The 24797-nt window shown below is 72.9% G+C and carries 24 protein-coding genes; 16 read left to right on the top strand and 8 right to left on the bottom strand.

Annotated elements, in window-relative coordinates:
- Positions 1-113 precede the first annotated feature (113 nt).
- Together IEZ08_RS23860 and IEZ08_RS23855 are read right to left on the bottom strand one after the other, a co-directional pair.
- Entirely contained in the window at positions 114-581 is a 468-nt protein-coding gene (locus IEZ08_RS23860) for an RICIN domain-containing protein (RefSeq protein WP_068923394.1), read from the bottom strand.
- Positions 582-846: 265 nt separating this feature from the next.
- On the bottom strand, positions 847-1395 hold the full coding sequence (locus IEZ08_RS23855; protein ID WP_084780066.1) for a TspO/MBR family protein: 549 nt from the start codon (positions 1393-1395) through the stop codon (positions 847-849).
- 134 nt (positions 1396-1529) lie between these two features.
- Here IEZ08_RS23855 and IEZ08_RS23850 point away from each other — a divergent pair, with 134 nt between their 5' ends.
- The 5 genes from IEZ08_RS23850 (at position 1530) to IEZ08_RS23830 (ending at position 6959) form a co-directional block, all read left to right on the top strand.
- A complete protein-coding gene (locus tag IEZ08_RS23850; protein ID WP_068923395.1) occupies positions 1530-2879 on the top strand; it encodes a serine hydrolase domain-containing protein in 1350 nt (449 codons plus the stop codon).
- Between the two features lie 183 nt (positions 2880-3062).
- A complete protein-coding gene (locus IEZ08_RS23845; RefSeq protein ID WP_189242924.1) occupies positions 3063-4058 on the top strand; it encodes an alpha/beta fold hydrolase in 996 nt (331 codons plus the stop codon).
- A gap of 102 nt (positions 4059-4160) precedes the next feature.
- Entirely contained in the window at positions 4161-5009 is an 849-nt protein-coding gene (locus tag IEZ08_RS23840; RefSeq protein WP_189242923.1) for a helix-turn-helix domain-containing protein, read from the top strand.
- A gap of 124 nt (positions 5010-5133) precedes the next feature.
- Positions 5134-6114 carry an ATP-binding cassette domain-containing protein gene (locus IEZ08_RS23835; RefSeq protein WP_189242922.1) on the top strand — a complete coding sequence of 327 codons (981 nt, stop codon included), beginning with the start codon at positions 5134-5136 and terminating at the stop codon, positions 6112-6114.
- Positions 6111-6959, top strand: a complete 849-nt coding sequence (locus tag IEZ08_RS23830; protein WP_203863462.1) for an ABC transporter permease — start codon at positions 6111-6113, stop codon at positions 6957-6959. The genes IEZ08_RS23835 and IEZ08_RS23830 overlap by 4 nt, the downstream gene beginning before the upstream one ends.
- Before the next feature lie 167 nt (positions 6960-7126).
- Here IEZ08_RS23830 and menC read toward each other — a convergent pair whose 3' ends face one another.
- From menC to IEZ08_RS23810, 4 genes are all read right to left on the bottom strand, one after another.
- Positions 7127-8254 carry an o-succinylbenzoate synthase gene (menC, locus tag IEZ08_RS23825; RefSeq protein ID WP_189242921.1) on the bottom strand — a complete coding sequence of 376 codons (1128 nt, stop codon included), beginning with the start codon at positions 8252-8254 and terminating at the stop codon, positions 7127-7129.
- Positions 8255-8345: 91 nt separating this feature from the next.
- Complete coding sequence (locus IEZ08_RS23820) at positions 8346-9140, bottom strand: GNAT family N-acetyltransferase (protein ID WP_068923399.1); 795 nt, start codon at positions 9138-9140, stop codon at positions 8346-8348.
- Positions 9137-10372 (bottom strand): M20 family metallopeptidase, encoded by a 1236-nt coding sequence (locus IEZ08_RS23815; protein ID WP_229803453.1) that lies wholly within the window; start codon positions 10370-10372, stop codon positions 9137-9139. Before IEZ08_RS23815 ends, IEZ08_RS23820 begins: the two co-directional genes overlap by 4 nt.
- Positions 10373-10433: 61 nt before the next feature.
- Positions 10434-10898 (bottom strand): hypothetical protein, encoded by a 465-nt coding sequence (locus IEZ08_RS23810; RefSeq protein WP_229803451.1) that lies wholly within the window; start codon positions 10896-10898, stop codon positions 10434-10436.
- Positions 10899-11207: 309 nt separating this feature from the next.
- Between IEZ08_RS23810 and IEZ08_RS23805 the strand changes: the two genes are divergently transcribed.
- The 10 genes from IEZ08_RS23805 (at position 11208) to IEZ08_RS23760 (ending at position 22523) form a co-directional block, all read left to right on the top strand.
- Positions 11208-13022: an ABC transporter substrate-binding protein gene (locus IEZ08_RS23805; RefSeq protein ID WP_068923400.1), complete on the top strand. Its 1815-nt coding sequence runs from the start codon at positions 11208-11210 to the stop codon at positions 13020-13022.
- 66 nt (positions 13023-13088) lie between these two features.
- Entirely contained in the window at positions 13089-14099 is a 1011-nt protein-coding gene (locus IEZ08_RS23800; protein WP_068923401.1) for an ABC transporter permease, read from the top strand.
- Entirely contained in the window at positions 14096-14998 is a 903-nt protein-coding gene (locus tag IEZ08_RS23795) for an ABC transporter permease (protein WP_189242920.1), read from the top strand. Before IEZ08_RS23800 ends, IEZ08_RS23795 begins: the two co-directional genes overlap by 4 nt.
- 3 nt (positions 14999-15001) lie before the next feature.
- A complete protein-coding gene (locus tag IEZ08_RS23790) occupies positions 15002-16051 on the top strand; it encodes an ABC transporter ATP-binding protein (protein ID WP_229803450.1) in 1050 nt (349 codons plus the stop codon).
- Entirely contained in the window at positions 16048-17058 is a 1011-nt protein-coding gene (locus IEZ08_RS23785) for an ABC transporter ATP-binding protein (RefSeq protein WP_068923403.1), read from the top strand. The genes IEZ08_RS23790 and IEZ08_RS23785 overlap by 4 nt, the downstream gene beginning before the upstream one ends.
- Positions 17055-18062, top strand: coding sequence for a GNAT family N-acetyltransferase (locus IEZ08_RS23780; RefSeq protein WP_229803448.1), 1008 nt, complete (start codon positions 17055-17057; stop codon positions 18060-18062). Before IEZ08_RS23785 ends, IEZ08_RS23780 begins: the two co-directional genes overlap by 4 nt.
- Positions 18063-18224: 162 nt before the next feature.
- Positions 18225-19142, top strand: a complete 918-nt coding sequence (gene murQ / locus IEZ08_RS23775) for an N-acetylmuramic acid 6-phosphate etherase (RefSeq protein WP_068923404.1) — start codon at positions 18225-18227, stop codon at positions 19140-19142.
- Positions 19135-20220, top strand: a complete 1086-nt coding sequence (locus IEZ08_RS23770) for a serine hydrolase domain-containing protein (protein WP_203863463.1) — start codon at positions 19135-19137, stop codon at positions 20218-20220. The genes murQ and IEZ08_RS23770 overlap by 8 nt, the downstream gene beginning before the upstream one ends.
- 220 nt (positions 20221-20440) lie before the next feature.
- Positions 20441-21436 carry an alpha/beta hydrolase gene (locus IEZ08_RS23765; RefSeq protein ID WP_189242919.1) on the top strand — a complete coding sequence of 332 codons (996 nt, stop codon included), beginning with the start codon at positions 20441-20443 and terminating at the stop codon, positions 21434-21436.
- A 100-nt stretch (positions 21437-21536) separates the two neighbouring features.
- A complete protein-coding gene (locus IEZ08_RS23760) occupies positions 21537-22523 on the top strand; it encodes an aldo/keto reductase (RefSeq protein WP_189242918.1) in 987 nt (328 codons plus the stop codon).
- Between the two features lie 86 nt (positions 22524-22609).
- Here the strand turns inward: IEZ08_RS23760 and IEZ08_RS23755 are convergent, their stop codons facing one another.
- Positions 22610-23023, bottom strand: coding sequence for a hypothetical protein (locus IEZ08_RS23755; protein WP_203863464.1), 414 nt, complete (start codon positions 23021-23023; stop codon positions 22610-22612).
- Between the two features lie 153 nt (positions 23024-23176).
- Positions 23177-24136 (bottom strand): RNA polymerase sigma factor SigJ, encoded by a 960-nt coding sequence (gene sigJ / locus IEZ08_RS23750; RefSeq protein ID WP_068923408.1) that lies wholly within the window; start codon positions 24134-24136, stop codon positions 23177-23179.
- Positions 24137-24298: 162 nt separating this feature from the next.
- Here sigJ and IEZ08_RS23745 point away from each other — a divergent pair, with 162 nt between their 5' ends.
- Positions 24299-24772 (top strand): NUDIX domain-containing protein, encoded by a 474-nt coding sequence (locus IEZ08_RS23745; RefSeq protein ID WP_068923409.1) that lies wholly within the window; start codon positions 24299-24301, stop codon positions 24770-24772.
- Positions 24773-24797: the final 25 nt, after the last annotated feature.

The following is a 24797-nucleotide window of genomic DNA, read 5'->3' as shown; positions in this document are numbered from 1 at the left end:
CGCAGCGGCCGTCCGGAGGTCGGGTCCGTGGCGGTGATCACGACCTGCCTGGACTACGGCCCGAGGGCGCAGAGCGCGCCGGCTGCGCTCTCGGGCCGCGGCGTGCTGGGGGGTCAGGCGCCGTGGGCGAAGACCTTCCACACCTGCGACAGGCTCGGGCCGCCCCACATGCGGGTCAGGCCGAGGAGCTGGTCGTTGGCCTGCAGGTGGGAGGCGATGGACAGGGCGTAGCTGGGGTGGACGACCGAGGCGATGACGTAGCTGTCGCCGCTGACGTCGGCGGGCTCGAAGCGCCAGTTCTGGTGCAGGCTGTCGTTGCTCTCCTTCAGGGTCACCACGTCGGCGGGGTTGGCGCCGACGCTCAGGGCGCGGCCGTGGGCGGCGGAGCGGATGACGACGGTGCCGTCGGGGTTGCGTGTCAGGGTCCAGCGGTGGCTGGTGGTGTCGGCGAAGGGGTCCTGAGCCCAGGTCTGGACGTGGTTGCCGACGTTGTCGTGGAAGTCGTTGCACATGAAGTAGGTGCCGGTGACGTGGTGGACCATCATCACCGATCCGGTGGGCAGGGCGCTGACGAGCGGCATGACCGGCTCCTTTCGCGGGGGGAAGCGGGGCGTGGGGGTGGCGCCTCAGGCTGCGTCCGTGTCTGCCCGGGGGCGGTCGGCGGCCGTGAACGCAAGCGGGCCCGTTTCGTCCGCGGCCGGACGGAAGGCTTAGAAAAGATAACCGTTTTCCGTCTTAGTCACTAACAGTAAAAGATCAATCACTGTCAGTCAACATATGGTCAATGGGTAAGTTGATTCCCTCTGCCCGGAGCCGCCGGGGCCGGGTCCCGGACCCGCTCCGGGGTCAGCCGTCCGCGGGGTTGCGCCGGACGATCGCGGTGTTGAGGGCGGTGGCGAACAACGTCCACGCGCCGTAGGGGAGCAGGATCGCCCCCGCGGCCCTGTCGGTCCGCCACGCCTGCCGGATCAGCGCCGCGTTCGAGGCGTTGAGCAGGAAGATCTCGGCGAGCGCCAGCCGGGGGGAGCGGGCGCCGAAGAAGGCCAGGCTCCATCCGGCGTTGAGGACGAGGTTGGTCGCGAACCGGCCGGCGAACGCCGTACGGTCACCGCCCTCCCGGCGGTCCAGCGCGCGGGCCGCGCCCACGGCGATCAGGCCGTACAGCGGGGTCCACACGAGGCCGAACACCGGGGACGGGGGCTGCCAGGACGGCTTGCGCAGGTTCCGGTACCAGGGGGAGGAGACGCTCCTGGTCGCCAGGCTCCCGGTGACGGCCGTCGCGGTCACGGCGAGCAGGGTCGCGGCGAGGGTCTTCGAGCGGGTCTTCCGGCGGGTCCGCGCCGTGTTCCCCGTACGGGCATCCGCGCGGGAGGCGGCGGAGGTCGTGGTTTCCATGGCCCCGCCCCTACCCCGGCCGGTGAAGATCAGCCCGCCGCGGACCGCGGGTTCCCTTCCTCCCCCTCCCCATGGATGATCGCTCCAATGGGCGGATCCATGGAGACGGACGGGTCTGAGGAGAGGAGTCCCACGTGGCTGGAACAACCGCTGGAAAGGGAACCGGAGCGGCGGACCCCGGCCGCTGGCAGGCCAGGCTGGCCGAGCTGATCACCCGGTTCGAGGTCCCCGGAGCGAACCTCGCCTTCCTCCACGAGGGGCGGGTGCACGAGTTCGCCGCCGGGGTGCTCAGCAGCGCGACGGGGGTCGAGGCCACCCCGGACTCGCTGTTCCAGATCGGATCGATCACCAAGGTGTGGACCGCGACCCAGATCATGATCCTGGTGGAGCAGGGGAGGCTCACCCTGGACACCCGGGTCGCCGAGATCCTGCCGGAGTTCCGCGTCGCCGACGCCGGGCTGACCCGGGAGGTCACGCTCCGGCACCTGCTGTCGCACACCTCAGGGATCGACGGCGACCTGTTCCTCGACACCGGCCGCGGCGACGACTGCCTGGAGAAGTACGTCGCGGCCTGCGCGGATCTCGCCCGCAACCATCCGCTCGGCGTCACCCAGTCGTACGGCAACTCCGGGTTCGTCATCGCCGGGCGCGTCATCGAGCGCCTGACCGGGAAGGTATGGGACGCCGCGTTGCGCGAGCAGATCATCGAACCGCTCGGCCTGACCCACACCTGGACCCTGCCGGAGGACGTGATCCGCTTCCGCGCCGCCACCGGCCACTTCGACGGCGAGCCCAGCCCGATGTGGGGGCTGATGCGCTCCGTCGGCCCGGCCGGGCTGATCTGCTCGCGCCCCGCCGACGTCGTCGCCTTCGCCCGCGCCCACTTCGGTACGGCCCTGCTCGCCGACCCGAAGGCGATGTGGGAACCGCAGGTGGACATCCCCAACCCGCACGCCGTGGGCAGGCAGTGGGGGATCGGATGGATCCTGGACGAGTGGGGAGGCCGCCGGATCCTCTCCCACGGCGGCAACACCATCGGCCAGGCCGCCATGCTCTGGGCGGTGCCGGACGCCGAGACCGCCGTGTGCGTGCTGGCCAACGGCGGGCACACCGCGGCCTTCCAGCGCGCCCTGGCCACCGAGCTCTTCGCCGAGCTGCTCGGCCTGGAGGTCCCGCCGCCGCTGGGCCCGCCCGCCACGCCCGCCGAGGTGGACGTCGCGCGGTACGCCGGCGTCTACGAGCGGACCGGGAACCGGGTGACGCTGACGGTCCGGGGCGGGCGGCTCCGGCTGCACAGCGAGGCCACGGGATCGCTCGCCGGACTGCGCCCGCCGATGGAGTTCGACCTCGTCCCGGTGGACGAGACGACCTTCGTGGGCCGCCCCGAGGACGAGCCGAGCTGGATCCCGGTGGTCTTCTACGAGCTGGCCGACGGCTCGCCGTACGTCCACTTCGGCGTCCGGGCCACCCCGAAGGTCGCATGACCGGCGGACCGCGCGCCCGTCCGGCGGGCCCTTGAGGGCCCGGAGCCGAGGCCGGGCACGGTCATGGGGACGGACCCGCCGGTCGGCGCGTGAGCCGGATCACACACCGCGACTGTCACGGAGGCCCAGGCCCTGTGCGTCCGGATGCGTGAAACGACTCGACGACCATGACCGAGGATGACCATGACCCGCCTTGACGACATTCCCCGGACCTCCGCCCGGCAGCCGGTACGCAAGGGGCGGCGCCGGCTCCGCCGGTCGGCTGCCGTGATCGTCCCGCTGGTGGCCGCGGTGCTGTTCGGCGCGTACGGCTGGCAGCCGCCCGAGGACGGCCGCGCTTTCCGCTCGCCGTACCTGGCCCAGGCCGGATCCCGCTACGCCGAGACCCCGATCGCCCGCTTCCACTACGTCAAGGCCGGCTCCGGCAGCCCGGTGATCCTGCTCTCACCCGGCGGCACCTCCGTCATCGGCTGGAAGGAACAGGTGCCGGTACTGGCCCGCGACCACACCGTGTACGTGGTCGACCTTCCCGGCCAGGGCTACACCCGGCTCAAGGATCCCGCCTTCGCCTTCGACCTGGACGCCATGACCACCGCCGTCGGGGCGTTCATGGACGCCGTCGGCGTACGGCGGGCAGCCCTGGCGGGCAACTCCTGGAGCGGCGGCTGGGCCCTGGCCTTCGCCCAGCGCCACCCCGACCGTGTCACCAGGCTCGCCCTGCTCGACGCCACCGGACTGGACCTGCCCGGAACCTGGATGTGGGAATCGCTGAAGATTCCCGTCGTCGGCGAACTGGCGGTCAAGCTGTCCACCGGCAAGTCCACCGTCCGCGGCATGGCCGAGGGCATGATGGTCAACAAGCAGCGTGTCACCGACCAGCTGCTGGACGAGTGGTGGGCTCCGATGACCTTCCACGACAACATCCGCGCCACCTACCTGCTGGAACGCCGCCTGGACTGGGCACAGACCGAACGCGCCCTGCCCACCACCAGGACCCCGGCTCTGGTGCTGTGGGGCAGACAGGACACCGTCCAGCCCGTCGAGCGCGCCCACCGCTTCGCCGAGTTGCTGCCCGACGCCCGGCTCCAGATCCTGGACGGCTGCGGACACGTCCCCCAGCTGGACTGCCCGGAACCGGTCAACCGCCACCTCCAGGCCTTCTTCGCCGACTCACGGTGATCACGCCGGCCCGGCGGTCTCCCGTCCTCCCTCCGTACGGGCCCGGCCGGCGCGGCGTCCCCGGCCGGTGAAGGAGCGACACGCGGGGATATGCTCCCGTCCATGCGAGCGGACACCGAGACCGCGCCGGCGCCTCAGGGCCAGGGTGGCTGGGAGGTGGCGGCCCCAGCCGAGGGGCACGTGATCCCGGGCGTCACGATGGTCGGCTTCCGCGATCGCTCCGGAGGGGTGTTCGAGGAGCGCATTCCGCCCGGTCCGGCGATCGCGATCGTGATCGACTGCGCCCCGGGCAGCCTCGAACCCCTCGGAGGCGGCGCCTTCGAGGGCGGCATCGTCGCCGGTATCTCCCCGCAGGCCGCCCGGATGGCCGGGCGCGCCGTCGACTGCGTCGAACTGCAGGTGGATCTGCCGGCGGCGCCGGGCCTTCTCGGGGTGTCCCCGGCGGAGCTCAACGGCGCGCCGCTGGACCTGGCCGAGATCTGGGGGCGTGACGCCGGCAGGCTGCGCGCGCGGTTGATCGAGGCGCGATCCTGGGACGACCGGTTCGCGCTGATCCGCGAGGCGTTCGCCTGTCCCCGCCGTTCCTCGTTCCGCATCGACCCCGAGGTGGCCGACGCGTGGCGGCGGATCAGGGCCGGGCACGGGCGGGTGCCGATCGGCGACCTGCCCGGCCGGTACGGCTGGAGCCGCACGCGATTCTGGAGCCGGTTCAAGTCGCAGATCGGCGTCACACCGAAACGGGCGGCGATGATCGTCAGATTCGACCGGGCGCTCCGCAGGCTCGGCACGACCGCCAGCGTCGCCGAGGTCGCCGCGGAGATCGGCTACGCCGACCAGTCCCACCTCCACCGTGAGGTGCTCAGGTTCACCGGCCGCACCCCGGGCGCGATCGCCTCCGACCCGCTGTGGACGGTCGACAGCACGGCCTGGACGCTCGCACGCGCCGTCTGAACAGCGCCGTCTGAACAGCACCGCCTGGACATTCGTCCAATACCGGCGACCGCGGTGCCGGGCAGGCTGCCCCCATGACATCGCTTACCGAAGAACCGGCGCACCGGCCGGAAGGCACCGCGGCATGAGCCGCGAGACATGGGCGATCGAGACCCGCGGCCTGGTCAAGGCCTTCGGCGCCGACCGGGCGGTCGACGGCGTCGACCTGGAGGTGCCCGCGGGGTGCGTCTACTCCGTGCTCGGGCCCAACGGGGCGGGGAAGACGACCATGATCCGGATGATCGCCACGCTGATCCGCCCCGACGGCGGCACCGCCCGGGTGCTGGGTCACGACGTCACCGCCGAGGCGGCCCGGGTCAGGGCGCGTCTCGCGCTCACCGGGCAGTTCGCGTCCCTCGACGAGGACCTGACCGGGCTCGAGAACCTCATCCTGCTCGCCCGCCTGCGCGGGCACCGGGGAAAGGCGGCCAGGAGGCGCGCCACCGACCTGCTGGAGGCCTTCGACCTGAGCGCGGCCGCCAGGCGGGAGGTGAAGACCTACTCCGGCGGCATGCGGCGCCGGCTCGACATCGCCGGCTCCCTCGTCGCCCGTCCCGACCTGCTGATGCTCGACGAGCCGACGACCGGCCTGGATCCGCGCAGCCGCGGCCAGGTGTGGGAGAGCGTGCGAGCGCTCGTCGGCGCCGGCACCACCGTCCTGCTGACCACGCAGTACCTCGAAGAGGCCGATCAGCTCGCCGACCGCATCGCCGTCGTCAACCACGGCCGCGTCATCGCCGAGGGCACGAGCGGCCGGCTCAAAGCCCTGGTCGGCGCGGGCGCGCTGCGCGTGCGGGTCGCCGACGGCGCCGACCGCCCGGAGGTCGCCCGGCTCCTCGCGGTCATGCTCGGCGCCGCCCCCGTCCTGGAGCCGGATCCCGTCGCGCTCTCCCTGCGGGTGGACGAACCGGCCGCGGTCGCGGGCGCGCTCGCGGCCATCACCGAACGCGGGCTCGGCGTCAGCGAGTACGCGCTGGCCCAGCCGAGTCTCGACGAGGTGTTCCTGGCCCTCACCGGAGAACCGGCCGACGGCCCCGCGCCGAGCCGCGAGGAGGCATCGACGTGACCATCCACCAGACGACCGGACGCCCGGCGTTCGAACTCGACACCCGGCTGATCTCCGCCGTCGCCGGCGCGCCGCCGCCGGACACGGGCGCCGGCGCGCTGCGCGCGACGCTGACCTTCGCGTGGCGCGCCCTGCTGAAGATCAGGCATGTCCCCGAGCAGCTCCTCGACGCCACGCTGTTCCCGATCATGTTCACGCTGATGTTCACGTACGTGTTCGGCGGGGCGGTGATCGGATCGCCGGAGGCGTATCTGGGCTACGCGCTGCCGGGGATCCTCGCCCAGACGGTCGTCTTCATGACGATGTACACGGCCGTGACCCTCAACACCGACATCGAGCGGGGAGCCTTCGACCGCTTCCGCTCGCAGCCGATCTGGCGTCCGGCGCCGCTCGTCGGCGCGCTGGTGGGCGACACGCTGCGCTACGGCATCGCCTCCGCGTTCGTGTTCGGCATCGCGACGCTGATCGGATACCGGGCGCCCGGCGGCCTCGGGGGCGTCGCCGGGGCCGTCGTGCTGCTCCTGGTCTTCTGCTCCGCGCTGAGCTGGCTCTGGCTGATCATCGGTCTCACCGTACGGACCCCGGCCGCCGTCATGGGGGCGTCCACCATGATCCTCTTCCCGCTGACCTTCGTGAGCCCGGCGTTCGCGCCACCGGAGACCATGCCGGCCTGGGTGCAGGATTTCGTGGCCGTCAACCCCGTGACCCTCCTCGTCGAGGCGGCGCGCGGCCTCCTCGACGGCGTGCCCGACGCCGGGGACCTCGCGCTCGTCCTCGCCCTCTCCGGGGCGATGACGGTCGTGTTCGCCCCGATCGCGCTCAGGCTCTACAACCGCAGAACCTGACCGGCCCCGGGGGCGAGCGGAGCGCGCCAGGCGTCCACCCGGAACACCACCGGTGTCGGGAACGCTGTCCCGACACCGGTGGCCTGGGAAGATTCGTCGCTGAGCCGTGTGCCTCCGGTCCAGCTCCGAAACAAGACGGGCGGTTCCCGCAGGCGGGCGCGTCAGAGTCAGAGGGGGATCCACTCGGTGGTGACGGTGACCTCGTCCAGGATCTCCGGGACGGGGCTCACGCCCAGGCCGGGGCCGGTGGGGACGGTCAGGTGGCCGCCGTCCAGGACGAACGGGGGCGTGATGTCGGTCGCGTAGTAACGGCCGGAGCCGGAGGTGTCGCCGGGCAGGGTGAAGCCGGGCAGGGCGGCCAGGGCGACGTTGGCGGCCCGGCCGAGGCCGGTCTCCAGCATCCCGCCGCACCAGACGGCGACACCGTGGGCCCGGCACAGGTCGTGGATGCGGCGGGCCTCCAGGTAGCCGCCGACCCGGCCGGGCTTGACGTTGACGATGGAGCAGGAGCCCAGGGAGATCGCGGCGGCGGCGTGCGCGGCGGACCCGATCGACTCGTCCAGGCAGATCGGAGTGCGCAGCAGCTTCGCCAGCCGGGCGTGCTGGACCAGGTCGTCGTCCGCCAGGGGCTGCTCGACGAGCAGCAGGCCGAAGGCGTCCAGCCGGGCGAGATGGTGGGCGTCGGCGAGGCCGTAGGCGGCGTTGGCGTCGACCTGGAGCAGCAGGTCGTCGCCGAAGCGCTCGCGCACGGCCCGGACCGGGGCGACGTCCCAGCCCGGCTCGATCTTCAGCTTGATCCGGACGTAGCCCTCCTCGACGTATCCGGCGACGGCGTCGAGGAGCCGGGGGACGGAGTCCATGATGCCGACCGAGACGCCGCAGGGCACGCGGTCCCGTGCGGCGCCGAGGAAGGAGCCGAAGGACTCGCCGCGCGCGCGGAGCCGGGCGTCCAGGACGGCGGTCTCCAGCGCGGCCTTGGCCATCCGGTGGCCCTTGAACGGCTCCATCGCCCGCTCCGCCGCCTGGGCGTCGAACTCCGCGGGCTCCGCGAGCTCCGCGGCGTACCGGGAGAGAGCCGGGATGAGGAAGCGGCGCAGCACGTCGGCGGCGCCGTCGGCGTACTCGGAGGAGTAGCGGGGCTCGGCCATGGCCACGCACTCGCCCCAGCCCTCGGCGTCCGGGGTGACGACCCGGACCAGGACCACCTCACGTGTCGTCTCGGTCCCGAACGAGGTGCGGAACGGTGTGACCAGCGGCATCGCGATCCGCCGCAGCTCGACCCCGGTGATCTTCATCGGCTCTCCTCGGTTCTGCGGATCTCGGCCCTCAGCGGCCCTCAGTGGCCCTCAGCGGCCCTCAGCGGCGGCCACCGGCGTTCACCGGTGCTCAGATGCGCCGTTCCACGACATAACACGATTTCTGGTGAAAACCGATGACTTGCGCGCCCTCGTTCATGAGCCCGCCCAGCACATCCCGTACGGCGTGCCGCCACGCCTTGGCCGCCCCCGGGTCCCGCCGCCGCAGGGTCTCGATGTCGCCCGGCACCGCCACCAGCACGACCCGGGCGTCGGCCCGGCCGGGGGCCGGGTGCCCGTCCCGATCCTCCAGCCCGGCCGCCGCGTCCGGCGGGACCTCGGCCGGGACCGGCTCTCCCCGTACGGCGGCCGTCACCCGCGGTTCCGTCAGGCGCCAGACGGCGAGCACCCGGTCCGACTCGTCACCGGCGTTGATCGCGTCTCCCATGACGCCGTAGAACGACGGCAGGTACTCCTCGGGCAGGGCGCCGAGCTTGACCAGGTTGAAGTGGGCGTTGCGCCGTACCAGGGGGTCGTAGGTCCAGGTGATCCGCTCCAGGCCGCGGGCCAGCGCCCACGCGCGCTGGTGGAGCTTGAGCGCGAGCCCGGCCCCCCGCCCGGGCAGGGCCCCGGTGACGTGGGAGTGCAGGGCCTCGCCCGCGGGGGCGGCCAGGAACCCGACCGACGCGCCGGCCAGCGTCCCGTCCCCGCCGTAGGCGCCGGCCACGTAGTTGCCCGCGTGCGACAGCGCCCGCATCAGCTCGACCGTGACCGGCTCGCCGCCCGGGGCGGGCCGCCAGATGCCGTCGAACAACCGGGCGACCTCCTGGAACTCCGCCAGGGAGTGGAGCTCGCGCACGACGACGTCGCGGGCGGCACCGTTCACCGCGGCACCGCTCCGTCCACGGCGCCGTGCCCGTTCCCGGCCTCGCCCCGCTCCCCGGCCAGCACCGCCCTGATCAGTCCGGCCAGCAGTGCCGTACGGCCCGGCAGCGCGGCCACGACCACGTGCTCGTCGTCGGCGTGGGCGCCGCCCCCGACCGCGCCCAGCCCGTCGAGGGTGGGACAGCCCACCCCGGCGGTGAAGTTGCCGTCGGAGGCCCCGCCCACCCCGACCCCGCCGAGCGGGTCCAGGCCCAGACCGGCGGCGACCCGCTGGGCCAGCGCGAGCAGCCCGGCGGAGGAGGACGCCTCCATCGGAGGCCGGTTCGGACCGCCGAGGATCTCCAGCCGGGTCCCGGAGAGCCGGGGGGACAGGGCGCGGATCAGCGCGTCAACCCGTTCCTGCGCGGCGAGGGTCGGCACCCGGACGTCCACGGCCACACGGGCCAGCGCGGGCACGGTGTTGGGCGCGGTGCCGCCGGTCAGGACGGTGGGGGTGACGGTGGTTTCGGCGTCCGGCTCCGTGAGGACGGCGGTGTCCGGGCCGGCGAGCGCCGGCGAGGCCGTGCCGTCCGCGTCCGCCAGGGCGGCGACGTCCGTGATCGCGAGGACCTGGTGGGCCAGCTCGACCGCGGCGTTCGCACCCTTGCGGGGTTCGAGCCCCGCGTGCGCCGCCCGGCCGTGCACCACCACCTCGTAGTTCGACGTGCCCTTGCGCGCCGTCTTCAGCGCGCCGCCCTCGGCGCTCCCCTCCAGCACGAACGCGGCCGAGCACCGGCGGGCCGCCTCCTCCACCAGGGCGCGCGAGGACGGCGAGCCGACCTCCTCGTCCCCGGTGACCAGCAGGCACACCCCGTCCGGGGACGGCAGCGAGGCCAGCGCGTGGAACGCCTGGACCAGCCCGGCCTTCATGTCGAACACGCCCGGTCCCCGGGCGATCCCGCCGGCCACCGACCAGGGGTGGGTCAGCAGGGAGCCGATCGGCCAGACCGTGTCGTGGTGGCCGAGGACGAGCACCCGGGGGGCGCCGAAGGTCCAGCGCAGGTGGGTGACGCCGTCGATCACGATCGTCTCGGGCGGGACCCCCAGCAGGCGCGTCCCCTGCGCGGCGACGACCCCGGCGCTGCGCGCCACCGCGCCGAGGTCGGCGGAGAAGGACTCGCAGGTGACGAGTTCCTCCAGATCCCGCAGCATGGTGTCCGGGAGGGCGGCGTGATCACGGGGGAGAGCGGACACGGACCGGCCTTTCTGTCGGCGTTCTACCGTGACCGTACGGCAGGCGCGTGCCCGGTGTCGTTCAGTGCGCGCACCCCGCGTACTCGTCGAGCCGCCGGAACATGACGGCCAGCATGAGCGGGAACATGGCCACGTGCGAGACGATCATCAGCACGCCGCCGTCGATGACGCCCAGCCACAGCAGCGGGAAGAGCGGCACGACGGGGACGAACATGGCGGCGCACATCTCCAGGGTGCCCGCCCAGCCGTGACCGCGCAGGCGCATCGCGACGGCCATGCCGACGGACATGTTGAACGCCATCACCAGGTAGGCGAGCTCGGGGTCCCGCGCGTAGGAGAGGCCGAGGCCGACGGCGTCCAGGAGCAGGCCGAGGACGGCCATGCCGGCGAACATCGCGATGACCATCTCGACGTAGTGCCAGGTGAACCGGAGCCACCGGCGCCGGGGCGCGGTGGCCTGAGGCGTCACACCCGGCGTGGCCGGCGTCGCGGTCTGGATGGTTTCCGGGGTTCGGGTCGGAGTCATGACACAAACGGTGCCGTCCCGCCGTCCGGGGGCCAACGGAAGGGACCGGAGAGGTCCGGAAACTTGGGATCCCTGTCTTTCTGACACAGTGCCGCCCGCGTGGAGTCGTCCTCCCTCGGACATCCCGTCCCGGTGGCCTGAGCCGGGCCCGCCGCGATCACGACACGGGGCTCCGCCGCGACGGTGATGAAGAAAAATTACAGAAGCTTCACGCCTCGTGGAAATTATTGACGGAGCTTCCGTGCGCCCGTAGGGTCCGGTCAAAGTCCCGCCTTTCGGCATCGACGAGACCCCCCACCGGAGCGGTTCATGAAGCGTCTAGCAGCGGCAGCGGTGCTGCTCAGCCTTGCCGCCGTCACGGCATGCGGCAGCGGCACCACGGAGAACGGGTCCGCCGGCGGCGGTGGCGGGCTCTTCACCACGATCGACGTCAACAGGCCGGGCATCGACCCGAACGCGCCCGCGAACCCGTACAACCCCAAGGGCAACTCCTTCCTGGGGTACAACGCGATGAAGCTGGCCTGGATCAAGAACCACCTGACCGACCCGAACCAGTTCTATCCGGGCATCGCCGCGAGCTGGGAGATCGCCCCCGACAACTCCTCGATCACCATCAAGCTGCACCCTGGCAACAAGTGGTCCGACGGCAAACCGGTGACCGCCGAGGACGTCCGGCTCTCCATCGGCATCGCCTACACCCAGGGCAGCACCGCCTTCGCGATCACACCGGGCGCGGCGGGCGCGGCGGCGGACGTGCAGGTCGTCGACGACACGACGGTCAAGGTCACGCAGGACATGACCAACCCGAGCGCCAAGTTCGCCCGCGGCGTGCTCGACACCTACGTGGCGCCCGCGCACGTGTGGGGCGGCGTGCTGCCGGCCGACTTCTGGGACAAGCTGAAGCTCTCGCGCGGCACCGGCGGCGACGCCGAGAAGGCCCGTGAGGAGATCACGGCACTGGGCGAGAAGATCATCGCCTTCGCGCCGCCGAAGGACGTCTCCGCCGGCCCGTTCGTGCTGGAGCGGGCGAACCCGGGCGAGGCGCTGCTGCTGAAGAACAAGAACTTCTACAACGCCGCGAACGTCGCCCCCGACCAGGTGAAGTTCCTCAACTACACCGGCAACGAGCAGATCTGGAACTACCTGATCTCCGGCAAGCTCGACCACGCCGGTTTCACCGCGGCTCCCGCCGACGTGATGAACAAGATCAAGCAGGCGCCCGGCAGCAACATCATCAAGGGCTACTCGCCGGTGGCCGTCGGCCTGGCGTTCAACCAGTCCAGGAAGCCCTACGACAACGTGCACGTGCGCCGCGGCCTGGCCTACCTGATCGACCGCGAGCAGGTCGTCAAGGTCGCCTCACCCGAGGGCGGCACCCCGGCCGTGACCACCTCCGGCATCCACCAGAAGCCCGCCCAGGAGTGGCTGGGCGCCGGCCTCGCCGAGCTGGAGCCGTACCGGTACGACGTGGCCAGGGCCGAGGAGGAGTTCAAGGCCGCGGGGCTGCAGAAGAAGGACGGCAGGTGGACGCTGGCCGACGGCACGCCGTGGAAGGTCACCATGCACGCCCCGGCGGGTTTCTCCGACTGGATCTCCGCGCAGGAGAACATCAAGGGCCAGCTCGCCGAGAACGGCGTGGACGCCGAGGTCGTCACCGTCGCCGACTACCCGCTCTACCTGGAGGAGATCGCGGCCGGCAAGTACGACACGGGCTTCTGGCTGATCGCGCTCGGCCCCGCGCCGTACGACATCTACCAGCGCCTGTACGGAGCCTCCAACGGCTGGACCAACGTGGCCGGCGAGATCCGGCACGCGGCCCCGGGCAAGGGCGGCAACTGGATGGGCGGCGCCGAGGAGATCGACGTCGAGGGCGTCGGCAGGATCAACCCCGGCGAGCTGACCGGCAGGCTGAACGCGGCCGACGCCGAGGCGGCCAAGCCGATCATGCTCCAGCTCGCCAAGGCCGCCAACCAGGACCTGCCGGTCATCCAGCTCTGGGACTACGTCAACACCCAGTTCACCAACACCGGCCGGTTCACCGGCTGGCCGGAGCAGGACAGCGACCTGCTGCGCCTGCCCGCCGGGGTGTGGATCCAGCTGGGCATGGTGAAGAAGGCCCAGTAGGAAGGTCCGGCGGGAGAACGCCCGGAAGAAGACCCGGAAGAAGACCCAGGAGAAGACTCGGTAGGCATGACGGTTATCGCACGGCGTCTCGCGGGCCACCTGGCCCGCGGGATCGCCATGGTCCTCGTGGTCGCCACGATCAGTTTCTTCATCATCCGCAACATCCCCGGCGACCCCATCGCGGCGCGCTACCAGAAGCTGGTGGAGCAGGGCATGTCACCGGAGGCGGCCGAGCGTGCCACGGCCGTCATGTACGGATTCCTGCCCAGCGGCACGCTCTGGGAGCAGTACGTCGACTACATGGGCGGCCTGTTCCGCTTCGACCTGGGCGTCTCGGTCACCAACCCCGGCACCCCGGTGACGACGGTGCTGGGCGAGGCGGCCAAGTGGACCGTCCTGCCGGTGCTGACCGGCACGCTGCTGAGCTTCCTGCTCGGCGTGACCATGGGCGTGTACGCCGCCATCAAGCGCTCGGGCGTGCTGGGCGACCTCCTGGCGATCTCCGGCTCGCTGCTGCACGGGGTGCCGCAGTACGTGCTGGCGCTGCTGATGGGCGCGATCTTCACCACGCTGATCCCGGTCCTGCCGCCGGGCGGCACCGCCGACATCCTGTTCGAGCCCGGGTTCAACGCCGGCTACATCGGCTCGCTGATCGAGCACGCCACGCTGCCGGTGGTGACGTACGCGCTGGCGGGCTACGGCGGCTGGATCCTGGCGATGAAGTCGAGCGTGGTCACGGTGCTCGGCGACGACTTCATCCTGGCCGCGGAACTGCGCGGGATGAAACGCTCGATCATCTTCCGGTACATCATGCGCAACGCGATCCTGCCGCTGTTCACGATCCTGGCGATCTCGCTGGGCCTGCTGTTCGGCGGCGCGATCTTCATCGAGAAGATCTTCAACTACCCGGGACTGGGCTTCCTGCTCATCGAGAGCGTCACCAACCGCGACTACGCCCTGATGGGCGGCGCGTTCCTGATCATCACGGTGGCGATCGTGGTGGCCAACATCCTGGCCGACCTGTTCTACACGGTCATCGACCCGCGGGTCCGTTCCGGCGCGGAGGCGGCGGCATGAGCAGCGCCATCCTGGAGACCGGCGGCACGACGGCGGCCATGCGCCGCGACTTCTGGCGCGGCGTGTGGCGGGTGATGCGGCGCAAGCCCAGCCGCCTGGCCGGGGCCGTCATCCTGCTCGGCTTCGCGTTCATGGGCGTGTTCGGGCCGATGTTCCATCCCGAGCCGCTCCCGCGCGACCCGGACGAGATCTACGCGCCGATGAGCGCCGAGCACTGGTTCGGCACCGACGGGCAGGGGCGGGACGTGCTCGCGCAGGTCGTCACCGGCTCGCGGTACGTGCTGCTGAGTGCCCTGGTCACCGCCGTCATCACGGTGGTGCTCGGCACCGCGATCGGGCTGTTCTCCGGCTTCAAGCGGGGCCGCTGGGACACCGTGCTCATGCGGCTGACCGACATGAAGCTGACGATCCCCGGTCTGCCGCTGCTGCTGGTGCTGTCGACGGTGTGGTCGTTCGGCAGCGCGGTGGAGATGGGGCTGGTGCTGGGCCTGCTCGGCTGGGGCACCGTGGCGCGGGCGGTGCGCGCGCAGACGCTGTCGCTGCGCGAGCGCGGCTTCATCGAGGCGGTCCGCGGCCTGGGACTGCCCACCACCCACATCGTGGGCAGGGAGCTGCTGCCCAGCATGGCGCCGTACATCGCGATGAGCATGCTCATCACGGTCACCGGCGCCGTCTACGCGCAGGTGGGCCTGTTCTTCCTGGGCGTGCTGCCGTACGAGGCGGACAACTGGGGCGTCATGCTCAACCTCTCGGTGTTCGGCGGGGGCGCGCTGACCACCACCGCGGCGCTGCCGTACATGCTGGCGCCGCTGCTGGCGATCCTGCTGCTGACCCTGGGCATCGTGCTCGTGGTGGACGCCATGGACGAGATCTTCAACCCCCGCCTGCGTGAGGAGTGACGGGTGCCTGCGACCCCATCGGCCATCCCCGGCGGGAAGACCGCCTCCGGCGAGAGGACCGCTCCCGGCGTTCGGATCGGCGGGCTGACCGTCGTCTACCGGACCCCGGCCGGCGAGCTGCCCGCCGTCTCCGGAGTCGACCTGGACCTGCCACCCGGGACGATCACCGGCGTGGTCGGCGAGTCGGGCTCCGGCAAGTCCACCCTGGCGCTCTCGCTGCTCAACGCCGTCCAGCCGCCCGGCCGGATCAGCGCCGGCAGCGTGGAGATCGACGGCCTCGGCGACGTCGTGGCCCTGCGCGGCGAGGACCTGCGCAGGGCCCGGGGACGGCACGTCGGCTACGTCTTCCAGGCCGCCCAGAACTCTCTCAACCCCCTCAAGACAGTCGGGAGGCAACTGCTCGACCTCGGCCGCTCACACGGGGTGGGGGACCTGCGCGCCCTGGTGCGCGAGGCCGGGGACCTGCTCGGCCGGATGGGCCTGGACGGCGCCCGCGTGCTGGACTCCTACCAGCACGAGTTGTCCGGCGGCATGCGCCAGCGCGTCGGCATCATGTTCGCGCTGGTCCTCAACGCCCACCTCGTCGTGCTGGACGAGCCCACCACCGCGCTGGACATGATCACCCAGGCGACGATCCTGCGGATCATCCGGGAGGTCCACGAGGAGCGCGGGCTCACCACCCTGGTCATCACCCACGACCTCGGCGTGGTGGCGGAGGTCGCCGACCGGTTGGCCGTCATGTACGGCGGGCGCCTGGTCGAGCAGGGCCCCACCCGCCAGGTGCTGGGCGACCCCCGCCATCCCTACACCCGGGGCCTCATCCAGGCCATCCCGCGCCTGGTCGGCGACATCGGCGAGGCCAGGGCGCTGCCCGGCCGCCCGCCGACGCTCGCCACGATCCCGGCACGGGGATGTGTGTTCCGGGAACGGTGCCCGCTGCGCATGGACGTCTGCGAGAGCGAGCACCCGCCCGCGGTCGCGCACGGGGCGCGGCTCGTGTCGTGCCATGCCGTCGAGGCGGTCACCGCCGGAGCGCGGAAGGAGCAGGCGTGATCACGGGACAGGGCATCACCAAGACCTTCAGGCAGCGGGGCGGCGTGCTCGGCGGCCGGGAGGTGAGGGCGCTGCGCGGTGTCGACGTCGCCATCGCCAGGGGCGGGGCGGTCTCGTTCATCGGCGAGTCCGGCTGCGGGAAGACGACCCTGGGCCGGATCCTCGCCGGGCTGGAGAGCCACGACTCCGGTGAGATCACCATCGACGGCGTCTCCATGGCGTCGCTGCGCCCGCGGGCGCGCCGGCCGTACTTCCGCCGGATCCAGCTCATCCACCAGGACCCCTACTCGGCGCTCAACCCGACCCGCACGGTGCACCAGGCGCTGACCGCGCCCCTGGCGCTGCGGGCCCGGCAGACCGGCCGGCCGAAGGGATGGATCGACGAGCGGGCCGCGGAACTGCTCGGGCTGGTCGGCCTCGACCCCGGCTACGCGCTGCCGCGCTACCCGCACCAGCTCTCCGGCGGCATGCGCCAGCGCGTCGTCATCGCCCGGGCCCTGACCGTGGATCCGGAGGTGCTCGTCGCCGACGAGGCCGTCTCGATGATCGACGTCTCGCTCCGGCTGGGCATCCTGGCGCTGCTTCGGGACCTGCGCGAGCGGCTCGGCGTGAGCGTGCTGTTCATCACCCACGACGTGGCGACCGCCCGCTACATCGGCGGCGACGGCGAGCTGTACGTCATCTACCGGGGACAGGTCGTCGAGCGCGGCCCCGTGGAGACGATCATCTCCGCCCCCGTCCACCCGTACACCCAGGCGCTGCTGTCGGCGATCCCGGTGCTGCACGGCCTGGAGGTGCCGGGAGGGCAGGCGGTGACGCCGGTCGGGGCGCTGGAGGAGGACAAGCACGACGCGGGCTGCCTGTTCGCCCGGCGCTGCCCGTTCGCCACCGGGCGCTGCACCGCCGAGGTCCCGGTCCTCGGCCGCACCGGCGACATCCCGCAGGAGCACGCCTGCCTGCACCCCGAACGCCGCGGCGTCGTCGCCATGCCGGCAGGCCGGGCGTGAACCCGGTGGGCGGAGACCGGGCGGCCCGGCAGACCCCTGGCAAGCCCGGCGCGGGAGATCCCGCGCCGGGGGAGATCCGGGAGGCGTCCGCCGCAGAGCTGGCCGCGCTCGGCGAGACCGCCGGGGCCGCGCTCACCCTCGACCCCGGGGAGGGGCAGGCGCTGGTCTCCCGGCTCGCCGCTCCGCCCCCGGAACGCCGCTGGACCGCGCTGACGACTCCCGGTCTCGACGGCGCCGTCTTCGTCTCGGTCTCCGGGCGCGACGCCGCCGTCGGGCACATCGACCTGCTGGCCGTCCACCCCGGCGCCCGGGGCCGGGGGTACGGCCGGGCGCTCGTCGGCGCGGCCGAGGCGTGGCTGCGGGCCGAGGGGGCGGCCGAGGCCCGCTTCGCCGGGAACCCGCCCTGCTACGCCTGGCCGGGTATCGACGTGCGCTACACCCCGGCCGCCTGCCTGGCCGAGAGTCTCGGCTACGAGCGTTACCACACCGCCTGGAACATGACGGTCGACCTGGCCGCCGCGGATCTGTCCACCGAGGCCGACGTGGAACGCCTGGCGGAGCGGGGCGTCACCGTGCACGCCGCCGGACGGGACGACGCCGTGCACGCCGCCGGGCCGCCGCTGGAACGCGCCACGGCCTCCGCTCCGGCGGACGGGGGAGACCGCGCCGCCGTGGCCGCCTTCGTGCGCGCCCACTGGAAGGACACCTGGGCCTGGGAGGCGGAGCAGGCGAGCGGCTGCCACTACGCCGCGCGCGACGGGGAGATCCTCGCCTTCGCGGCCTGGGGCGCCCGGCCCTCCTGGTTCGGCCCGATGGGCACCGTCCCGGCCGCCCGGGGCCTGGGTCTCGGGCGGGTGCTGCTGCGCCGCTGCCTGGCCGAGATGCGGGCGGCCGGGACGGTGAGCGCGCAGATCTCCTGGGTGGGCCCGCTGGGCTTCTACTCGCGGGCGGTCGGCGCGCGCGCCGAGCGGGTCTTCTGGCTCTACCGCCGCAGCCTGCGGTGACCGGCGGGACGGAGACAGCGGAGGAGGCGGGGGAGGAGACGGAGGCGGGAACGGCCGCCGGAACAGGCCGCGCGACTCCGGGACGGATGAGTGACATGTCTCGTCTTAGAAGATAATTTACACAAGAGAAGGTCTTGATGAAAATTAGCGACATGGGGCGTCATGACTGATTCACTCGCCGGGCTGTCCACCGAACAGAGTGATCCGCGCTACCGGGAGATCGACCGGCTCTCGACCGAGCAGGTGGCCCGGCTGATGAACGCCGCCGACGCGACCGTGCCCGCGGCGGTGGCCGAGGCGATCCCGGAGATCGCCGCCGCGATCGACGCGATCGTCGACCGGATGAAGCGGGGCGGGCGCCTGATCTACGTGGGCGCGGGCACCTCGGGCCGGCTGGCCGTGCTGGACGCCTCCGAGTGCCCGCCGACCTTCGGCACCGACCCGGAGCTGGTGCAGGGTGTCATCGCGGGCGGCGAGCCGGCGCTGACCCGCTCGGTCGAGGGGGCCGAGGACGACGCCCCGGCCGGGGCCGCCGCCATGGAGGAGCGGCAGGTGGGCGCCCTCGACTCGGTGGTGGGCGTCTCCGCCAGCGGCCGGGCGGCGTTCGTCGTGGGAGCCCTGCGCGAGGCGGCGCGCAGGGACGCGCTGACCCTGGCGCTGACCTGCAACGCCGGCACCCCCATCGCGGCGGCGGCGCGGCACCCGATCGAGGTCGTCGTCGGCGCCGAGGTGGTGACCGGATCGACCCGGCTCAAAGCGGGGACCGCGCAGAAGCTGGTCCTCAACATGATCTCCACGATCGCGATGATCGGGCTGGGCCGTACCTACGGCAACAACATGATCGAGGTGTCGGCGGCCAACGCCAAGCTCGCCGACCGGGCCACGCGGATGGTCAGCGACATCACCGGGAGCGGCCTGCCCGCCGCCCGCTCCGCGCTGGAGTCGGCGGACTGGAACGTGAAGGTCGCGGTGCTCATGGTCGAGCAGGGTCTGGACAGCGAGGGCGCCCGCACCCTGCTGGCGGCTCACGGCGACAACCTCGAGGCCGCCCTGGCCGCCGAGGGGGTGCGCGGTGGCTGATCCGCCCGCGGCCTGTTCCGCGCTGGAGCGCGTCCTGGCGGACGCCGTGCCCGGGGTGTGCTCGGCCGCGGTGGCGGCGGTCGCCGTGGGCGGGCGGGTGGCCGCCGTCGCCGCGGTGGGCGAGGCCGTACGGTATGCCGGGGTGTCGGAGGAGCTCCTGCCCGAGCGCCCGCCCGTCCGGCACGACTCGCTCTTCGACCTCGCCTCGGTCACCAAACTGTTCACGACGGCCGTCGTGCTGTCCCTGGCCGAGGACGGGCTCGTCGGCCTCGACGAGCCCGTCGCCGGCCTGCTGCCCGCCTGCTACGGCGGGCACCCGGAGATCACCCTCCGGCACCTGCTCACCCACACGGCGGGCCTGCCGCCCGGCCGCCGGGCCGACCGGGAGATCCCCGGGGAGGGGCCCGAGGTCCACGCCGCCCGCATGGAGTGCGTGCTGTCCACCGCGCCGCTGCACGCCGCCGGAGAGCGCTACCTCTACTCCGACGTCGGGATGATCACCGTGGGCCGGGTGGCCGAGCTCGCCGGGGGAGCGCCCCTCGATGTGCTGGTCCGCTCCCGCGTCACCGGTCCGCTGGGCCTGGCCGACACCGTCTACCGGCCCGGCGGGCCGCTGCTGTCCCGGACCGTCGCCACCGAGTACAAGGCCGAGCGTTCCCGCCCCGGGTGCGTGCGGGGCGAGGTCCACGACGAGACCGCGTACGGCCTGGGCGGCGTCGCCGGGCACGCCGGGATCTTCTCCACGGCGGGAGACCTGCTCCGCTTCGCCGAGACGCTGCGCACCGGGGGAGAGCCCGTCCTGCGCCCGGACACCGTCGCGGAGATGACCCGCGACCAGGGGATCGAGGGCGACGGCTTCCGCCACGGGCTCGGTGTGCGGATCGGCGACCCCGCCATCACCGGCCCGCTGCCCGGCGCCTACGGCCACTCCGGCTTCACCGGCACCTCCCTCGTCGTCGATCCCGCCCGCGCGCTGACCGTCGTCCTGCTGACCAACAACGTCCACCCCCTGCGCGGCCGTCCCGGCATCCGGGCCCTGCGCCACGCCGTCGCCGCCGAGGCCCTGCGCCTGACCTGAGCACGGCCCCCCCGATCGTCCTTCCGGTGGAGGCGGGTCATCCCCGGGTCGCATCCCGGATCTCCGCGCTCCCGGTCCGGCGGGCCCGCGAGGTCGGTCCGAGGGCCGATCCGCCCGGCGGGGCCCCGATGGAAACCTGATCGCCGGGAGGGACGGCACCCCGCCACGGCGGGCGCCGGCTCCCTCCACCGTCAGCCGACATCACACGGGGATCGGATACATGGGGACGAGGAAAACCGGCGGCCGGAAACGGTCCGGAGGGAAGGGACGGCTGCGCAGGGCGGCCCGGATCGCGGGCGGGGCGGCGGCCGTACTGCTCCTCCTGGCGGGGGCCGGATGCGGGGCCGAGACCGTCGCGGCGGCGGGGGACGGCACCCGGCATCCGATGCCCGGCAGGCTCGTCGACGTCGGCGGCCACCGGCTCCACCTGCACTGCGAGGGCCCCCGATCGGGCGGTCCGACCGTCCTGCTCGACGCCGGATGGGGCGAGTCCTCCACCACCTGGGCGGGCGTGCGCTCCGCCCTGGCCGCCCGTTCGGTCCGGGCGTGCGCCTACGACCGCGCCGGGTACGCCTGGAGCGAGCCCGGCCCCGGGCCCCGGGACGCGAGCCGGGCGGCCGGCGAACTGCACACCCTGCTGGAACGCAGCGGTGAGAGCGGGCCGTTCGTCCTGGCCGCCCACTCCTACGGGGGCCACGTCGTGCGCCTGCTCGCCGACCGTCACCCCGGCAAGGTCGCGGGAATGGTCCTGGTGGACGTCAGCGACGCGTCCGGGACGTCGGACGCCGCCATCGAGGCGAGCGTCCCGCTGATGACCGCCCAGACGCGCCTGTACGGCCTGGCCGCCCGGCTCGGCCTCGTCCGCTGGGCCAGGGGCTGGTTGCTGCCGGACACCGCCACGGGGCCGGGCCGCGAGCACGCGCCGGTCGTCTACGGACCCGGCTCGCTGGCGGCGGCGGCCCGGGAGGCGGAGTCGTTGCCCGCCAGCACCCGCCAGGTCCACGCCACCGAGCGCCCCGGAGCGTGGGGGGACATGCCCGTCGTGGTGATCGCCGCCCGCGCCGGGGGCCCGCCGGGGGTTCACGAGTCCCTGGCGGAGCTGTCCGGCCGGGGCCGGTACGTGCTCGCCGACACCGACGAGCACTACGTCCACCTCGCCCGGCGGGACCTGGTGGTCGGCGCCATCGCGGAGGTCGTCTCCTCCGCCCGTCCCTGAACGGAGGCGCCACCGGCTCCGGGGCTTGACCTGGAGCGCGCTCCACGTCCCAGACTCCTGTCCGAGGCCCGGAGACGACGGGCGCGAACGGGAGTAAACAATGAAATATCGCACTATTGGCACCGATCCGAAGACCCGCCGCGAGGTGAGCGTGCTCGCCCTCGGCGCGATGCTGTTCGGGTCGGTGACCGACGAGAAGACGTCCTTCGCCATCCTCGACCGCTACGTCGAGGCCGGCGGGACGTTCATCGACACCTCCGACAACTACGCCTTCTGGGTCGACGGCGGTCAGGGCGGGCAGAGTGAGGAACTGCTCGGCCGGTGGCGGCGGAGCCGCGGCGTCGGCGACGAGGTCGTCATCGCGACCAAGCTGGGGGCGCGGCCGCTCGCGCCCGGGACCAGCTACGTCGACAACGCGGAGGGGTTGTCGGCCAAGGTCATCCGGGAGTCCGCCGAGCGCAGCCGGGAGCGGCTCGGGGTGGACAAGATCGACCTGCTGTACGCGCACATCGAGGACCGGACGGTCCCGCCGGGCGAGACCGTCGAGGGCTTCGCCGAACTGGTGGCGGAGGGGACGGTCGGCCTGCTCGGGGTGAGCAACCACGCGATCTGGCGGGTGGAGCGGGCCCGCGCCCTCGCCGTGGCGGCCGGGCTGCCCGGTTACGAGGTCCTGCAGTACCAGCACAGCTACCTCCGGGCACGCTCCGACATGCCCGAGCCGCTCTTCCCCGACGGCAGCCTCGGCCACGCCGGAGCCGAGCTCCGGAGCTACCTGCGGGCCGAGCCCGGCCTGACCCTGGTGGCCTACTCGCCGCTGCTCCACGGCGTCTACACCCGCCGGGACAAGCAGCTCCCGCCGGACTACGACCACCCGGGCACGCCCGCCCGGCTGGCGGTGCTGCGCGAGGTCGCGGAGGAGACGGGGGCGACCGCGAACCAGGTGGTGCTGGCCTGGCAGATCGGCGGGGAGCTGCCGGTGATCCCGCTGGTCGGGATGTCCTCGGTGGCGCAGCTGGAGGAGAACCTGGCCGCGGTGGAGCTGGAGCTGACGGAGGACCAGCGCGCCCGCCTGGACGCGGCGCACTGAGCGGGCACCCGGGGACGCCTGATCGCGATGGGGCCTGATCACGATGGGCGCGTCGCCGCATCCGGCCCCTGGACGCCGTGCTCAGCTCACGGGCGGTCAGGTCGGCCGGACATCGCGTGAACCTCGTCGTCCCTCCGGTCCGCGGCGGGCGCCTCGACGCGGCGGCCGGCCCAGACCCGGCTGAGCTGAAGGAGGCTCAGGCCGAACAGCAGCACGCCCAGGGGGATGTGCAGGGTCTTCAGACCCGCGATGCCCAGCGCCACCTGCGCCAGGACGAGCCCCAGGAACCCGGCCGCGTGCAGGATGGGCCTGGGCGAGCCGCCGCCCGGCCGCCACACCAGGACCGCGGTGACCAGGTGCAGCACCGTCGCGACGAACACCCCGTACGACGACGCGCTGTGCAACGTGTGCCCGCTGGGCGTGGACAGCAGCAGCCCGGCGGTGACCGGAGTGGAGAAGAGGGCCAGGGTCTGCAGGGCGATCGCGGCACGGAGGAACACGGGTGACTCCTTGACTGGTGCGGACGGCTGGGGACGGCGGCGGGCTGTGCGCCGGAGGGTGTCCCGGTAGTCCGACGGAACAGCCGCCGGGAATGTGAGGCGACGCGCCGCCCCCGCATCCCCGGCCGCGCCGTTCCGCCGTCCGGGGCGGAACTACGGGATGTCCTGCGGCCCGGCCGTCCACGGCCTGAGCTTGTCGGGGTTGCGTACCGTCCAGATGCGTGTGATCCGGTCGTCTGCGATCTCGAACGCCATCACCGACACGGTGACGCCGTTGCGCTGGGCCACCAGACCGGGCTGGCCGTTGACCGTACGCTCCAGGAGCGTCAGGTCGGGCGCCATGCCCGCGATGGCCAGGGCGTAGCGCACGATCTGCTCGCCGCCTTCGATTGGGTGGAGGGCGGCGCCGGCGAGACCGCCGCCGTCGGAGATCATCGTGACGTCGGGGGCGAGCAGGCCGATGAGGGCGCCGACGTCCTTGGTCTCCCACGCCTGCCTGAAGTCCCTGATGACGTCGGCGCGCCGGGCCGCCGGAGCCGGGGAGGCCCGGGATGCGCGGATGCGCCGGCGGGCCGAGGAGGCCAGCTGGCGGCAGGCCGCCGGGGTACGGCCGACGATCTCGGCCACCTCGGCGAAGGAGTAGCGGAAGACATCGTGCAGGACGAACGCCACGCGCTCGGCCGGGGTCATCGACTCCAGCACGACGAGGAAGGCCATGCTGATCGACTCGTCGAGGGTGACGCGGTCAGCCGGGTCGGCCGGGTCGGCCGTGGAGCCGCCCGGACGCCCGGTGATCCACTCCGTGCGGTCGGGCAGCGGCTCGGGGATCCATTCGCCCACGTAGCGCTCGCGCCGGGCGCGGGCCGAACCGAGCAGGTCGAGGCAGACGCGGCTGGCGACCGTCGTCAGCCAGGCGCCGGGGGACTCGATGGCCTCCTGCTGCTGCCGGGACATGGCGTACCAGCGGGCGTAGGTCTCCTGGACGACATCCTCGGCGTCGGACAGGGAACCGAGGAGCCGGTAGGCGAGATTGGTCAGCTGGCGCCGCTCGCTGACGACCGCGCTCAGGCTCGGATCGAGCCGGGGGTGGCCCGGCTCGGATGGGGTGGTCATGGTGTGCCGTCTTCCCTCCGTCGCAACCGCCTTCATCTGTCCGACGAGACAGGGCGCCGGAGTGTGAGGCCGGCGGGCCTGCTCGCCGGATCCCGCCCGTCCGCCGGGCCGGACACCGCTAGGCTGGGCCTGTGATCCGTTTCCCGAGCCCCCGCCGGTAGCATGCCGATCCCCGAGTATCTCGCCTCGCTGCGTGCCCGCGTCGGGCACGACCTCATGGTCCTCCCGTCGGTGAGCGCCTGCGTGTTCGACGACGACGGCCGCCTCCTCATGGCGTGCCACGAGAGCGGCGTGTGGGCTCCCCCGGGCGGCCTGGTCGAGCCGGACGAGCACCCCGCCGACGCCCTGGTCCGCGAGGTCCGCGAGGAGGTCGGCCTCGCGGTGGAGCCGCTCGGTATCATCGGCGTCCACGGCGGGCCGGAGTTCCGGGTCCACTATCTGAACGGCGACCAGACCTCCTACGTGATCACGGTGTACGGTTGCGCGCTCCTGGGCGGCGAGATCGTCCCGGACGGTGAGGAGGTCAGCGAGGCGCGCTTCATGCACGAAGCCGAGATGGCGGGCCTGAAGCTGCCCCGCTGGGCGCCCGTCGTGCTGCCCGAGGCGTTCGCCTGGTGGCACGCGCGGCGGGGCTGACCGCCGGCGGTCCCGGATTCCTCCC

It is taken from the genome of Planobispora rosea, assembly GCF_014648175.1.
Taxonomy (GTDB): Bacteria; Actinomycetota; Actinomycetes; order Streptosporangiales; family Streptosporangiaceae; genus Planobispora; species Planobispora rosea.
Note: the sequence above shows the minus strand (reverse complement) of the source record. Positions and strands in the feature narration are given on the sequence as shown.